This is a genomic window from Citrobacter arsenatis (assembly GCF_004353845.1).
GTDB lineage: Bacteria > Pseudomonadota > Gammaproteobacteria > Enterobacterales > Enterobacteriaceae > Citrobacter > Citrobacter arsenatis.
In genome coordinates this window covers 4,032,107-4,045,712 of sequence record NZ_CP037864.1, presented here as the reverse complement: position 1 = coordinate 4,045,712, position 13,606 = coordinate 4,032,107, and the positions used below count along the sequence as shown (strand labels likewise).

General features: G+C 53.0%; 16 protein-coding genes. 5 read left to right on the top strand and 11 right to left on the bottom strand.

Translation table 11 applies throughout. From position 1 onward, the window contains the following. Window positions 1–126: 126 nt before the first annotated feature. Window positions 127–558, bottom strand: coding sequence for a carboxymuconolactone decarboxylase family protein (locus E1B03_RS20495; RefSeq protein ID WP_103769226.1), 432 nt, complete (start codon window positions 556–558; stop codon window positions 127–129). A gap of 90 nt (window positions 559–648) precedes the next feature. Between E1B03_RS20495 and pdxR the strand changes: the two genes are divergently transcribed. Together pdxR and E1B03_RS20485 are read left to right on the top strand one after the other, a co-directional pair. After that, the gene (pdxR, locus tag E1B03_RS20490; RefSeq protein ID WP_133086826.1) at window positions 649–1,983 is read left to right on the top strand and encodes a MocR-like pyridoxine biosynthesis transcription factor PdxR; all 1,335 of its coding nucleotides are present in this window, start codon (window positions 649–651) and stop codon (window positions 1,981–1,983) included. A gap of 123 nt (window positions 1,984–2,106) precedes the next feature. After that, the gene (locus E1B03_RS20485; RefSeq protein ID WP_016154145.1) at window positions 2,107–2,457 is read left to right on the top strand and encodes a DUF2002 family protein; all 351 of its coding nucleotides are present in this window, start codon (window positions 2,107–2,109) and stop codon (window positions 2,455–2,457) included. A gap of 36 nt (window positions 2,458–2,493) precedes the next feature. Here E1B03_RS20485 and alaE read toward each other — a convergent pair whose 3' ends face one another. Then, window positions 2,494–2,943 (bottom strand): L-alanine exporter AlaE, encoded by a 450-nt coding sequence (gene alaE / locus E1B03_RS20480; protein WP_003037259.1) that lies wholly within the window; start codon window positions 2,941–2,943, stop codon window positions 2,494–2,496. Window positions 2,944–3,499: 556 nt separating this feature from the next. Between alaE and stpA the strand changes: the two genes are divergently transcribed. Further along, window positions 3,500–3,901 (top strand): DNA-binding protein StpA, encoded by a 402-nt coding sequence (gene stpA, locus E1B03_RS20475; RefSeq protein ID WP_103769228.1) that lies wholly within the window; start codon window positions 3,500–3,502, stop codon window positions 3,899–3,901. A 36-nt stretch (window positions 3,902–3,937) separates the two neighbouring features. On the opposite strand, the gene E1B03_RS20470 is transcribed toward stpA, so the two are convergent. From E1B03_RS20470 to E1B03_RS20460, 3 genes are all read right to left on the bottom strand, one after another. Then, window positions 3,938–4,117 carry a hypothetical protein gene (locus E1B03_RS20470; RefSeq protein WP_103769229.1) on the bottom strand — a complete coding sequence of 60 codons (180 nt, stop codon included), beginning with the start codon at window positions 4,115–4,117 and terminating at the stop codon, window positions 3,938–3,940. A gap of 80 nt (window positions 4,118–4,197) precedes the next feature. Then, the gene (locus E1B03_RS20465) at window positions 4,198–4,725 is read right to left on the bottom strand and encodes a rhodanese family protein (protein ID WP_133086825.1); all 528 of its coding nucleotides are present in this window, start codon (window positions 4,723–4,725) and stop codon (window positions 4,198–4,200) included. Between the two features lie 9 nt (window positions 4,726–4,734). Next, window positions 4,735–5,034, bottom strand: a complete 300-nt coding sequence (locus E1B03_RS20460; RefSeq protein WP_133086824.1) for an ArsR/SmtB family transcription factor — start codon at window positions 5,032–5,034, stop codon at window positions 4,735–4,737. A 309-nt stretch (window positions 5,035–5,343) separates the two neighbouring features. On the opposite strand from E1B03_RS20460, the gene E1B03_RS20455 reads away from it, so the two are divergent. Together E1B03_RS20455 and lysM are read left to right on the top strand one after the other, a co-directional pair. Then, the gene (locus E1B03_RS20455; RefSeq protein ID WP_038632951.1) at window positions 5,344–5,502 is read left to right on the top strand and encodes a YqaE/Pmp3 family membrane protein; all 159 of its coding nucleotides are present in this window, start codon (window positions 5,344–5,346) and stop codon (window positions 5,500–5,502) included. 96 nt (window positions 5,503–5,598) lie between these two features. Further along, window positions 5,599–6,048 (top strand): peptidoglycan-binding protein LysM, encoded by a 450-nt coding sequence (gene lysM, locus E1B03_RS20450; protein ID WP_103769232.1) that lies wholly within the window; start codon window positions 5,599–5,601, stop codon window positions 6,046–6,048. Window positions 6,049–6,060: 12 nt separating this feature from the next. Here lysM and csiR read toward each other — a convergent pair whose 3' ends face one another. From csiR to glaH, 6 genes are all read right to left on the bottom strand, one after another. Further along, window positions 6,061–6,747 carry a DNA-binding transcriptional regulator CsiR gene (gene csiR / locus E1B03_RS20445; protein ID WP_133086823.1) on the bottom strand — a complete coding sequence of 229 codons (687 nt, stop codon included), beginning with the start codon at window positions 6,745–6,747 and terminating at the stop codon, window positions 6,061–6,063. A 45-nt stretch (window positions 6,748–6,792) separates the two neighbouring features. Further along, complete coding sequence (gene gabP, locus E1B03_RS20440; protein ID WP_103769234.1) at window positions 6,793–8,193, bottom strand: GABA permease; 1,401 nt, start codon at window positions 8,191–8,193, stop codon at window positions 6,793–6,795. 147 nt (window positions 8,194–8,340) lie between these two features. Continuing rightward, window positions 8,341–9,624: a 4-aminobutyrate--2-oxoglutarate transaminase gene (gene gabT / locus E1B03_RS20430; RefSeq protein WP_133086821.1), complete on the bottom strand. Its 1,284-nt coding sequence runs from the start codon at window positions 9,622–9,624 to the stop codon at window positions 8,341–8,343. 25 nt (window positions 9,625–9,649) lie between these two features. Further along, on the bottom strand, window positions 9,650–11,098 hold the full coding sequence (gene gabD / locus E1B03_RS20425; protein ID WP_103769237.1) for an NADP-dependent succinate-semialdehyde dehydrogenase: 1,449 nt from the start codon (window positions 11,096–11,098) through the stop codon (window positions 9,650–9,652). 23 nt (window positions 11,099–11,121) lie between these two features. Then, on the bottom strand, window positions 11,122–12,390 hold the full coding sequence (lhgO, locus tag E1B03_RS20420; protein WP_133086820.1) for an L-2-hydroxyglutarate oxidase: 1,269 nt from the start codon (window positions 12,388–12,390) through the stop codon (window positions 11,122–11,124). A gap of 19 nt (window positions 12,391–12,409) precedes the next feature. Continuing rightward, a complete protein-coding gene (gene glaH / locus E1B03_RS20415) occupies window positions 12,410–13,387 on the bottom strand; it encodes a glutarate dioxygenase GlaH (protein ID WP_133086819.1) in 978 nt (325 codons plus the stop codon). Window positions 13,388–13,606 lie beyond the last annotated feature (219 nt).

The following is a 13,606-nucleotide window of genomic DNA, read 5'->3' as shown; positions in this document are numbered from 1 at the left end:
GGCGGAGAAAGGCGAACTGGTGGTTATAAATTGCCCGATGGCGCTAAGCTTATCGGGCCTACGGGCAACAGGAGAACACAACGTAGGCCGGATAAGGCATTTATGCCGCCATCTGGCAGCTTAGAATCACATGCGCATCCCAACTGCCAGACGGTTAAAGCAGTTCATCAGGCTAATGGCAAACGTCAGATCGCTAATTTCTTTCGCAGTGAAATGGTTGAGCAGCGGCAGATAAACGTCATCTTCGGCATGGGTACTGGCAATGTCAGTGACGGATTCGGCCCACGCCAGCGCCGCACGTTCCTGTTCGCTGAAGTGGTGACTCACCCGCCAGCCTGCCAGCGCGTCCAGTTTGGCTTGCGCAACACCGGATTTACGCAGCGCCTTACTGTGCATTTCCAGGCAAAAGGCGCAGCCGTTGATTTGCGAGACCCGCAGATAAATCAGTTCCGTCAGCGTAGGTTCCAGCGCGCAGTTTTCCAGCGCTTTGCTTGCCTGAACCAGGGCGTTATAGATTTCAGGACTGAGTTCATAATAGGGCTGGCGTAACATTGTCATGGTATTTCTCCTCGTTTGGATGACCCGCAATGTAGCACTATAATGGACTGCTACAGAGAGCCATATTGTTGCCAAAAAAGCAGACCATAAATGCCGCGTTATCAGCAAATCGCCCGTCAGTTAAAAAACGCAATTGAGAAAGGTGAACTCAAGCCCGGTACCCGATTGCCCTCCAGTCGAACCTGGGCCCAGGAATTGGGCGTATCCCGCTCGACGGTGGAAAATGCCTATGCAGAGCTGGTGGCGCAGGGCTGGCTTGCGCGGCGTGGACAGGCAGGAACGTTTGTCAGTGAGCAACTGCGACCAGAAATGGCTCCTGCGTCTCCAGCCATCTTTGCCGGAGAAAACCCCAGACCACAGCCTTTTCAGATGGGATTACCCGCGCTCGATCTCTTCCCGCGTGACGTCTGGGCTCGGGTAATGGGACGGCGTTTACGTACCCAAACGCGTTTTGATCTGGCGGTGGGCGACGTTTGTGGTGAACGGGTGTTACGTCAGGCGATTGTTGATTACCTGCGCGTTTCACGCAGCATTGAGTGCCAGCCGGAGCAGATTTTCATTACTTCAGGTTACGCAGCATCAATGACGTTAATTCTGCGCGCTTTGTCTCAACCCGGTGAGGGAATGTGGGTCGAAGATCCCGGTTTCCCGTTGATTCGCCCCGTGGTCGCTCAGGAACGTATTGAGCTGATGCCAGTGGCGGTAGATGCCGATGGTCTGGATGTCAGCGCTGGGATCCGCGACTACCCGCAGGCGCGTTTTGTATTGCTCACGCCGGCACACCAAAGCCCGCTGGGCGTGGCGCTGTCATTAGACCGTCGCCACCGGTTGCTGGAATGGGCCACTCGCGCGCAGGCGTGGGTAATCGAAGATGACTACGACAGTGAATTTCGTTACCACGGTAAGCCGTTGCCGCCGCTAAAAAGTCTGGATGCACCTCAGCGGGTGATTTATGCCGGAACGTTCAGCAAATCGATGTTTCCGGCTTTGCGCACGGCATGGCTGGTGGTGCCTCTGACTCAGGTCGAACATTTTCGTCAGCAGGCGGCGCTAACGGCTTGTAGCGTTCCGGTTTTGTGGCAGCAAACGCTGGCAGATTTTATGCGAGACGGCCACTTCTGGCGGCACTTAAAACGTATGCGCCAGCATTATGCTCTGCGGCGTCAATGGATGGAAAACGCCCTGACTGAACAAGGGTTTAGCGTCATTCCTCAGGAAGGAGGAATTCAACTGGTGATGAGTGTCGACGCAGATGATGTTGCGTTGGTGCGCAAAGCAAACCAGGCCGGACTGGCAGTTCAGGCGTTAAGCCGTTGGCGAATAACCGCAGCAGGAAAGGGAGGAATATTGCTGTCGTTTACCAACATCAGCTCACTGGAAATTGCGCAGCAGGCGGCATATCAACTGCGGCTGGCACTGACATAAATCTCTACGGTTCTTAAGATATTCGTCCCACCATCGCCACTCGTTTATGGACTTTTCTGAAAGCGTTGCTAATGCTGAATCAGGTAAGGTAAGCCCGCAGTAAAAGATAACGAGGAAAATAATATGTATTTACGACCTGATGAGGTGGCGCGCGTACTTGAAAAAGTGGGCTTTACCGTTGATGTTGTGACGCAGAAAACGTACGGCTATCGTCGTGGTGAAAATTATGTGTACGTTAACCGTGAAGCACGCATGGGACGTACCGCATTAGTTATCCATCCCACGTTAAAAGAGCGCAGCTCTTCGCTGGCGGAACCGGCGACGGATATTAAAACCTGCGATCACTACCAGCAATTCCCGCTGTATTTAGCCGGAGAGACGCATGAACATTATGGTATTCCACACGGCTTTAGTTCGCGAATTGCGCTTGAGCGTTATCTGAGTGGGTTGTTTGGCGACGTTAGCTCAAACTAATAATGCGACTGGCAGTGCCAGTCGCGAAGAGACCTGTCAGGCTTTAGCCTGGTGATAGCTGCTGACCTTAAACAGGCGGCGGCAATAATCAAGAAAGTAGCCATAGACTGCGCCCATCAGCATTGATACCACGATGTTCGAACTTACTGCAGCCGTAATCTGGTGCCAGTCTGCGCCAACCGTCAACAGAATAATCACATATACCGGCGACTGGAAGGTGACATAAGCCAGCACGTCCGCCAGGTTTTTTGCCCATCCAGCCTGCGTGGCTTTACGTGCCGCGCGCATAAACAAATCGCGGTACATACCGTATGGCCACGCGATCAGTATGTTGACAGGGATAGCGACTAATCTGGAATACAGTGACTGTTCGAAGCTCATTCCGGAAAGGAATATTTCGATCAACATGTTCACGACAGAACAATAAACAACCATCGCGAACGTGTCTGCTACTGCATGACGCAAGCGTGACTGCGGAGAGAACATGTTAATGCTCCTTGTAAAAAGGGGAAAAAAGGTTTTGAATACCTTCTTGCTAGTGATTTGTCTTGTTGCTTTCGCGTTTGAATAGGATATCTGGCTGGATAATAACTGGCAACTAGCTTGAAATTTTTATTTATTGCCTTTTTGTCGATAAAATGCTCTGTGTTGGTTTGTTTTTTGTTCGTTTTGGTGTTTTCGTTGCTGTGTTCATTAAAGCTATTTTATATCAATGGGTTATAGGGATTTGTTTTTCTGGATTTTTTGCGCTCCTTTTCTGAATGTTGACTAATGTACAATATGTATACTTGTCGGTTCCGCACGATACTACGGCCTGTTTCTCAAGTGACGCGCTGAGATACCTTATAGGTATATTTCTGGTGGCAGTCCGGGTAACAGAATATATTGTATGGATGATAGTAAAATGGATGCTATAAATATCAAAGATGGCTATTTGTATAATAATATTCAGAGAAATTAGACTGGAAATATAATAACCAGTTGCATACAATATTTAGCGTAATACCGTTTTTATGTTTTACGTTAAAGAGGTTTTGTTAATATGAGTTCAATGTTAAAAAACTTAAATAATATCCGCTCGCTGCGTGCAATGGCTCGTGAATTTTCCGTTGATGTACTCGAAGATATGCTTGAAAAATTCAGGGTAGTGACCAAAGAACGCCGTGATGAAGAAGAACAGCTACAGCGCCAACGTGCAGAACAGCAGGAAAAAATTAATGCCTTGCTGGCGCAGATGCAGGCCGACGGGATCAGTCCGGAAGAGTTGCTGAGCATAACGCCTGCCACGGCGCGTTCAGTTAAAAAACGCCAACCGCGCCCGGCGAAATATCGTTTTACCGATCTCAATGGTGAAACAAAAACATGGACCGGGCAAGGTCGCACGCCGAAGCCAATTGCCCAGGCGCTGGCTGCCGGTAAATCTCTTGATGACTTTTTGATCTAATTACGAAGGCGGTGAGGGGGTCCTCACCGCTTATTTTCAGCAAACGCCGAAATCACCCTCTTCGGTATATCGCGTCACGTCAGCTGCTTTCAGCGTGAATTTATCACCGTTTTCATTACTGGCTTGTACCGCCACAATTTGATCGCCATTGACTTCGATAACTTTCAGTTTGGGTCCGCCCATACGTGGTTGAACCAGATCGCCAGGTTGAAACATATTGCTCTCCTTTATTTATCGCACAACTCACCATAGATCACGTCAATCGGCGGGTACAGCGCTGTTTCAATGATTACCGCTTAATGAGTACGCCGGTTCCAGGGCATTTTGTCCAGCAACCGCGCCATACCGCAAAAGCCGGTCACGCCAGCGAGTATCAGCCCGGCGCCGACAAAACCGCTCAGCAGGAAGAAGACGCTGCTAACGCTATAGCCCAGAATGACCCCGAGTAAGGCCAGGCTGCCTGCGGCTATCTGCACCTGACGCATCAGCGGTAACGGCTGTGAACTGTCTTTTTCCACCGGCAATCCTGCGGCTTTCCAGCCGTCAATTCCGCCTGCCAGCAACCAGACTTGCGCAGGCGCAGCAATATCGCTCAGTTTTGTCGCCGCGTTTTGTGTGCGTTTGCCTGACTGGCAGTGAAAAATTATCTGCTCGGCGCGTAAATTTGCAGGCTGCGATCCTTGTTCAAGCGTGGGTAACGGCGCCAGGTGTGCCTCAGGAATATGCTCGTGCAGATACTCGTCAGCATCGCGGATATCAATCAGTTTTGCGCCTTGCGCGACCAGTGTCTGCGCCTCGCGCGGGGAAATCGTCCCAATGGTCATGATGGCTCCTTATGGGCAATACAGTGTTTTTAATGTGGCGATCAGCGAATTTACGGCCGCATTTTTAATCGAGTAGAGGATGCGCTGGGCATCGCGCTGGCTTTCAATCAGACCTTCTTCACGCATACGCGCCAGATGCTGTGAAGTGGCGGAAGGGCTAAGGCCGGTAATCCGGGCTAACTCGCCCGCGCTGGTACCGGGCGAACCGCAGAGCATGCACAAAATCAGCAACCGTTTCGGGTTACTCATCGCTTTGAGCAGGGCGGCAGCCTGTTCAGAGCTGGCCTGGAGTTGTTCAAGTTCTGTCATATGTATTTAAGCATAATCTAAATTAAGTAAATACTAAAATAAAAAATCAACGTACGCCAGCGTAAAGAGCGTAAAAGAGGGTAAAACCACAGGGGAAGGCTGGCAGAGTTGAGTAGAATGGCTACTCTTAGAGATTAAATCTCTTTTAATACCCGTCATACTTCAAGTTACATGTGCGTTGGCTGCGCTCGCTCACCCGAATCACTTACCAGAGTAAGCTCATCGGGACTTACTCTCTTGCCGCCTGCCTGCAACTCGAATTATTTAGGGTATACACAATGATTAACTTTTTGCTTGTAGGGAGTTTGTATGGGTTTCTGGAGAATCGTTTTTACTATTATTCTGCCCCCGCTTGGCGTACTGCTGGGAAAAGGATTCGGCTGGGCGTTTATCCTTAATATCGTTCTGACGCTGCTGGGTTACATCCCTGGTCTGATCCACGCCTTCTGGGTACAGACGCGTAATTAATCCCCTTTCTTCTACGGCGCCTGGGCGCCGTTTTCTTTGTGCTCCTTTCTCCTCTGCTACACTTTTGGGTGTTGATTGTTAATTATCGAGGTGGATATGGGACTCTTCAATTTTGTAAAAGATGCGGGTGAAAAACTGTGGGATGCGGTCACTGGAAACCATGACACAGCCGATCTGGCAAAAAAGGTACAGGAGCATTTGAACAAAACCGGCATCCCGGATGCGGATAAAGTGAACGTCGAAATCAACGAAGGCAAAGCCACCGTTTCTGGCGATGGATTAAGTCAGGAAGCGAAAGAAAAAATTCTGATTGCGATTGGTAATATCTCCGGTATCGCCAGCGTCGACGATCGGGTTACAACCTCTGCGCCCGCGAGCGAAAGCCAGTTTTACACCGTGAAATCTGGGGATACCCTGAGTGCTATTGCCAAACAGGTTTACGGTAATGCCAACCTGTATAACCAGATATTTGAAGCGAATAAACCGATGCTGAAAAGCCCGGATAAAATTTATCCTGGGCAGGTTTTACGTATTCCGGAGCAGTAATATTATTCAGGCTTATTCCGTCAGTAATTTACCGGACATCGCCTGTTGAATAATCGGAATGGGTGTCAGCAGGTGCTGGCGCATTAATTCGCTGGCGCGCGCGGCATCGCGTGCCAGAATCGCTTCGGTCAACGTCTTGTGCTGATCGTGTTTGTCTTCCAGCATTTCGACCGACAGCACCGTTTTTCGCAGCCAGATAAACCGGTAGCGCGCCGCCAGAGAGAACAGCCGTTCGCGCATTTGCAGCAGATATTGTGATCCACAGCCGGCGACAATTGCCGAGTGAAACGCCTGATGGCGCTGATCCCACTCGTCGAGCATCTGTTCGCTGGCGTCAATGGCTTCAAGCTTGCTGAGCATATGCGCCCGCGCCAGAATCTCAGCTTCCCAGGCATCGTCGCCGCGTTCAATCGCCAGTGCAACCAGCATGGCTTCCATATTGGCGCGGGCATCGAAAATATCGAGCAACTCCTGTTCGGACATCGGGGCGACACGATACCCTTTCTGATTAACCACCGTCACCAACCGCTCAGCAACCAGTTGCGAAAGTGCTTCGCGCAGCGGTCCCACGCCAAGCTCGTAGCGCGAGGTGAGCAGGCTCATACGCAGTTTTTCATCAGGCTGATACACACCGCGGATGATGTCGTTCTTCAGCCAGCGGTATCCATCAATGGCCGTCGGTTGGGGAATGGCGGTCATGGTCTTACTCCTGAACGGATTTCCCGGCCTGCGCCGGGAACAGGTTTAATGCGTATTTTGCAACGGTGCTTTTTGCCACGATAGCAGTTTTTTCCAGCGTGACATAATGGGCACGGTGCAAATAATTCCTATGGCTAACAACCCGGTAGAGATAACCTCCAACTGCTGGGCCGGGCGAAACAGCATGACCACCAGCACAAAGATAATAAACGCGATGACCAGCCAGGTAAGCCATGGATAGAGCCACATTTTCAGTTTAATTTCACCGCCTCGCGCCAGCAGGATTTTGCGCATCCGCAGTTGAGAAACGGCAATGACCAGATAGACCAGCAGTGCGATGGCGCCGGAGCTGTCGATCAGGAATTTAAACACCTTGGCCGGAGCGTAATAATTGACGATGACGGTGAGGAACGCGGCACCTGTCGACAGTAGCACCGCCACATAAGGCGTTTTACTGCGGTTTGTTTTCCCCATAAAGGCGGGGGCATCACCACGGCGGCTCAGGGAGTAAAGCATACGCGAAGACGTATACAGCGCGGAGTTCAGACAGCTGGTCACCGACAGCAAAATGACGCAGTCCATGATCAGTTTCGCGTGCGGAATATGCAGTAACTCCAGTACCGAGCGGTACGAGCCCACTTCTTTCAGTCCCGGCATGTTCCATGGGATCAGCGCCACGACCACGAAAATAGAGCACAGATAGAAGATGGAGATACGCCAGATAACCGAGTTGGTGGCGCGGACGATGTGCTTATCCGGGGTATCGGACTCGGCGGCGGCGATGGTAACGATCTCTGCGCCCATAAAGGAGAACATGGTGATGAGCATCGCGCTGATCACTGCGCCAAACCCGTTGGGCATGAAGCCGCCCTGATCCCACAGACGCGAAACTCCGCTGACTTCGGCATAAGGATAGAAACCGCTAATCGCCACCGCGCCGAGGGTTATAAACGCCAGAATGGCAACCACTTTGCACAGCGCCAGCCAGAACTCGAACTCACCGTAATTTTTGACGCTCAGCAAATTACTGCCGGTTAATGCCAGCGTGATAACCAGAGAAAACAGCCAGACAGGAATGCCAGGAACCCAGGAGTGAAGAATGATGGCGGCGATATTCGCCTCAAGCGGGATAACCAACACCCAGAACCACCAGTACAACCAACCGATGGTATAACCTGCCCATGGGCCGATGGCCTTATCGGCATAGGTGGAAAAGGAACCGGTATCCGGGGTGGCAACGGCCATTTCGGCCAGCATGCGCATAATCATTACCACCAGCAATCCGGCGAACAGATAGGCTAATAATACTGCGGGACCGGCTTCTGCAATCGCTACGCTTGAACCGACAAACAAACTTGCGCCGATAACCCCGGCAATAGACAGCATGGTGACGTGGCGAGATTTCAGCCCGCCTGCTAAATCATGTGATTGTGACACTTGCCCCATCTTTAAACCTCATTATTGTTATTGACGTCGCTTCCTGCACCTTACCCGTAGGCCCGGTAAGCGTAGCGCCACCGGGCATCACAACATTGCCGGATGGCAGCGCCTGCGCTTTATCCGGCCTACAATTTCCCGTTTTTATACGGGGGGTTAACCCTGCTTCGCCTCGGCAAAACACTGAGCGATAATGTCCAGCCCCTGGCGGATTTGCGCATCTTCAATGGTCAGTGGGACCAGAATGCGCAGCACGTTGTAGTAAGGCCCGCAGGAGAGGAGGATCAGTCCTTTATCGCGCGCACGTGAGACGATTTCGGCGGTTAGTTTGGCATCGGGCTTCGTATGGTCGCCGTCCTCGAACAGTTCGATAGCGATCATCGCGCCCAGTCCGCGCACATCGCCAATCTCGCGGTGGGTTTCCGCGATAGCCAGCAGGCCTTCGCGCAGGGTTTGTCCCAGCTCGTTGGCTTTTTGCAGCAGATTTTCCTGTTCGAAAATGTTCAGTACCGCCAGCGCGGCGGCACAGGCAATCGGGTTACCGGCATAAGTACCGCCCAGACCGCCCGGTGGGATAGCGTCCATCACTTCGGCGCGTCCGGTCACGCCTGCCAGCGGGAAGCCTCCGGCGATGGATTTGGCGAAGGTGGTGAGATCGGGCGCAACCCCCATCTGCTCCATGGCGAATAGTGTACCGGTACGGCCCGCGCCGCTCTGTACTTCATCGGCAATCAGCATGATCCCGTGCTCGTCACAAATGGCGCGCAGACGTTGCATAAAAGCAGGAGAGGCGGCGTAAAAACCACCTTCGCCCTGGACAGGTTCAATCACGATGGCGGCAACGTCTTCCGGCGCGGCATCGTTTTTGAAGATGCGGTGAATGCTGGCGATAGCATCGTCGTCGCTGATGCCGTGCAGTGGGCAAGGATATAGCGCGCGATACACGTGGCCTGGCATCAGCCCCATTCCGGCTGAGTAGGGATTGACTTTCCCGGTGAGCGACAAGGTGTAGTGGGTGCGACCGTGGTAAGCGCCGCTGAAGGCGATTGTGCCGGTGCGTTTGGTGGCGGCGCGGGCGATTTTCACCGCGTTTTCTACCGCTTCAGAACCGGTCGTTACCAGCAGGGTTTTCTTGGCGAAATCGCCTGGCACTTTCTTGTTCATGATTTCGCACAGCTCCAGGTACGGCTCATAGGCCAGTACCTGGAAACAGGTATGGGACAGCTTTTTCAACTGTGCCTCTACCGCAGAGACAATCTGCGGGTGCAGGTGGCCGGTGTTCAGCACCGCGATACCGCCAGCAAAATCGAGGAATTCACGGCCTTCAACGTCCCAGACCCGACAGTTTTCTGCTCGCTCGGCAAAAATAGGGTGGATCTGGCCTACGCCACGGGGAACGGCGTTGCTGCGACGTTGCATAAGTTCTTTGTTGGTGCTCATCAGGTGTTCTCCAGTATTTGTTTTATTAAAGGCCGATGCACATGTATTTGATTTCTAAGTAGTCTTCGATGCCGTATTTCGATCCTTCACGGCCAAGACCGGAGGCTTTGATCCCGCCAAACGGAGCGACTTCGTTGGAGATAATGCCGGTGTTAATCCCGACGATGCCGTACTCCAGCGCTTCGCCAACGCGGAACACGCGGCTCAAATCACGGGCGTAGAAATAGGCGGCCAGACCAAACTCGGTGTCGTTGGCCTGAGCGATGACGTCAGCTTCGTCTTTAAAACGAAACAGCGGAGCCAGCGGGCCGAACGTTTCTTCTTTGGCGACCTTCGCGTTGTCAGGCACATCTACCAAAATGGTGGGCTGGAAGAAGTTACCGCCGAGCGCGTGAGGTTTACCGCCCGCGATAATGCGTGCGCCTTTATCCAGGGCATCGGCGATATGTTCCTGCACTTTGGCTACCGCTTTCTCGTCGATCAGTGGCCCGGTGGTGACGTCAGGTTGCAGACCATCGCCGAGGCGCAGCTTGCTTACCGCCTGCTCGAGTTTTTCGGCAAACTGGTCATACACGCCGTCCTGCACGTAAAGGCGGTTGGCGCAGACGCAGGTTTGCCCGGCGTTACGGAACTTCGATGCCAGCGCGCCTTCCACGGCTTTATCGAGATCGGCATCGTCAAAGACGATAAACGGCGCATTGCCGCCCAGTTCCAACGACACCTTTTTGATGTCTTTGGCACACTGTTCCATCAGTTGACGGCCAATTTCGGTGGAGCCGGTAAATGACAGCTTGCGCACCAGCGGGTTGCCGGTCAGCTCGTTGCCGACTGCGCTCGCAGAACCGGTCACCACGCTGAATACGCCAGCCGGGATCCCGGCGCGATTGGCCAGCTCTGCCAGCGCCAGTGCGGAGTAGGGGGTCTGGCTGGCCGGTTTTAGCACCATCGTGCAACCTGCCGCCAGCGCTGGGCCAGCTTTACGGGTGATCATCGCCGCCGGGAAGTTCCACGGCGTAATTGCGGCGGTAACACCGATCGGCTGTTTGATGACGATCAGTCGTTTATCAGCCTGATGGCCTGGGATCGTATCGCCATAAATGCGTTTGCCTTCTTCGGCAAACCACTCAATAAAAGAGGCGGCATAGGTGATTTCGCCTTTGGCTTCCGCCAGCGGTTTACCCTGTTCTAGGGTCATCAAACGGGCGAGATCGTCCTGATGCTCAATCATCAGGTTGAACCAGCGACGCAGGATGTTGGCTCGCTCTTTGGCAGTGAGCGCACGCCAGGCGGGCAGAGCGCGGTTAGCGGCGTTAATCGCTTCGCGGGTTTCATCCGCCCCCATTTTCGGCACGCTGCCCAATTGCTGACCATTGGCGGGATTGGTCACCGCAAGGGTTTCGCCGCTGTTGGCGTCACGCCAGTTGCCATCGATCAGTGCTTGCTGGCGAAATAAGGTTGGATCGTTAAGTTGCATAATTGCTTCCTGTCTTAATCGTGTTAACGGGTGAATGCGGCGTGTAATGTCTCCACGCTACGTGCCGCACGCAGCGTGCGTCCGGGATTACTCTGGTTCTCCAGCAGCGCATGAACTTTGCTGACAATATGTGCGCCGATAGGGATCGCCGACGTTGCCGCCGGAGAAGGTGCGTTACAGGTGTGAATTGAGCGGGACGTGGTGACAAACAGGAAATCATCGATTAGCTTGCCATCAGGTGATACCGCCTGTGCCCGCACGCCTGCAGGCCAGGGCTGCAGATCTTTTTGCGTCAGACTCGGGCAATACTTTTGTACCAACCGCAGATAGCCACTTTTGCACAGCGAATTCTTCATTTCGCCAAGCCCTGAGCGCAGGTTGTTTTGCAGCACGCGGCGAATACCAGAAGAGCCGAGGATCTCCAGCGTATCGCTGAGCGAGAAGTCGCGTTTACGGTAGCCTTCGCGTTTAAATGCCAGTACCGCGTTGGGACCGACCGTCACGCTGCCGTCAATCATTCGGGTCAGATGAACGCCGAGAAACGGCATCGCCGGGTCGGGGATGGGATAGATCAGATGGTTGACTATCTGGTTATGTTCTGACGCCAGACGGAAATATTCCCCACGGAACGGACAGATGATAAAGCCAGGTTCAACGCCGAGCATTTTCACCAGTCGGTCCGCCATCAGGCCAGAACAGCTAATCAGCGTTGCCCCTTCATATTCCTGACCCTGACGGGTATGGACGATCACGCCCGCAGCATGCTCTTTCAGCGCGCTGACCTCGGCGTTGTAAATAATCTCACCGCCTTTAGCCTGGAAAATCTTCGCCATCGCGGCGGTGACTTCGCGGTAGCTGACGATCCCGCTCGACGGGACGAAAATGCCGCCCAGCCCGGTGATGTTGGGTTCACGCTCGCGAAGCTCCTGCGCATTCAGCCATTCGCGTTCCAGGCCGTTAGCGGCGGTGCGATCCCAAAGCGCACGCATGCGCTCCATTTCCAGTGAGGAGGTGGCAACCAGCATTTTTCCGCAGACGTCGTAGCGGATGCCGTTTTGGTCGCAAAAGGCTTTGGTGGCACGATTTCCGGCCAGGCAAAACTGTGCCTTCAGGCTGCCGGGGGTGTAATAGACCCCGGCATGAATCACACCGCTGTTGTGGCCCGTTTGATGACAAGCCGGGCCGGATTCTTTTTCCAGCAGCGCGATTCTGGCGTCCGGATAGACATCAATCAGCTGCATGGCGGTCGACATGCCGATAATGCCGCCGCCAATAATCACAAAATCATACATCCGCTTTTTTCCTTCGCGCTTACTGATGGGTCTGGTAGTGGTTTGTCGCGTAAGCGAAATAACCACGCTGGCGCATCAGTTCGCGGCGCAGGTCAGGATGCGAGGTGAAGCGGTCACGACCATGCAGCCAGAACAGGTTGTTGATCAGCAGGAATTTACCCACTGAAACCGGAACGGAAATAATGCTCTTGCTGGTTTCCAGCGCATCGGACAAATCGCTCAGCCAGACGCCTTCTTCATAGTCTTTTGGCTGGACGAACTGGTCGATGTAACGCATTACCGGACGCCCTTGCTGGTCTACGTCAAACACCGGATGGAACACCTCCTGGCTGACGTTTTTGCTAGGCGGCGCGGCAAAACGCATAGCACGACGCGCCAGCGGATGGGTGAAGTAGTGATCCAGATGTTCCCAGTCGTCGAGATGCAGCAGCAGCGAGTTACCGCCGATCATGTTCTGCTCGTCAATCTTCATCATCAGCACGTAATCGGTGATTTCTTCGAGGTAGGTTCCGTCGTTATGCAGCTCCATAACACGGTGCGGCTGACGCAGGTAGCTGTCTGAGTTATCAACGTTTTTCACCACAAAACGTGCGTAATATTGACCGCTCATCGCATCAAAATTGGAGCGTCCGATCAGATGTGCGACCGCCGTCGCCAGCTTGACCATCTCTTCTGCCTGCGCCACATCGTCCACGCCAACGGCATTGATCAGTAGTGCGCCTTCGGCACGATCGAGCAACGTTTTTAGCAGCAGAGGCTGCAACTGATTGCCGCACAGGTCGTCGAGGATCTTGCCCACTTTGAAGCGCAGGAAGGATTTGTATTCCAGTGCCTGCACCGGCCACTGCGCGACGGCCTGCAGAAATTGCTCAGTGGTTTCAGCGGAAAAAGTCAGCTCCAGCAGGCGTGGGGACTGGGCTGATGGTTTCAGCGTGAAGCCGCTGTAGTGCTTGGCTGGATCTTCAGCGTTCGGTTTTACGGCAGTCAGTGCGTTCATCAAATCGTTCCTCTCAGTAGATTGTCAGGGAGATATGGCGCAGCTCGTTTCGTAGCCATAAATTAAAAATATCTACATTTTTGAAAAACGCGCACAGAATGAGCTTGTTTGTTTATTATTTGTGATCAAAAACAACAATTATTTAACATTATAAAAAATGAGGATTTAGGGGCTGGATGGATACTGAGTGGCTATTTCAGGGGCGAAAGCCCCTGATTT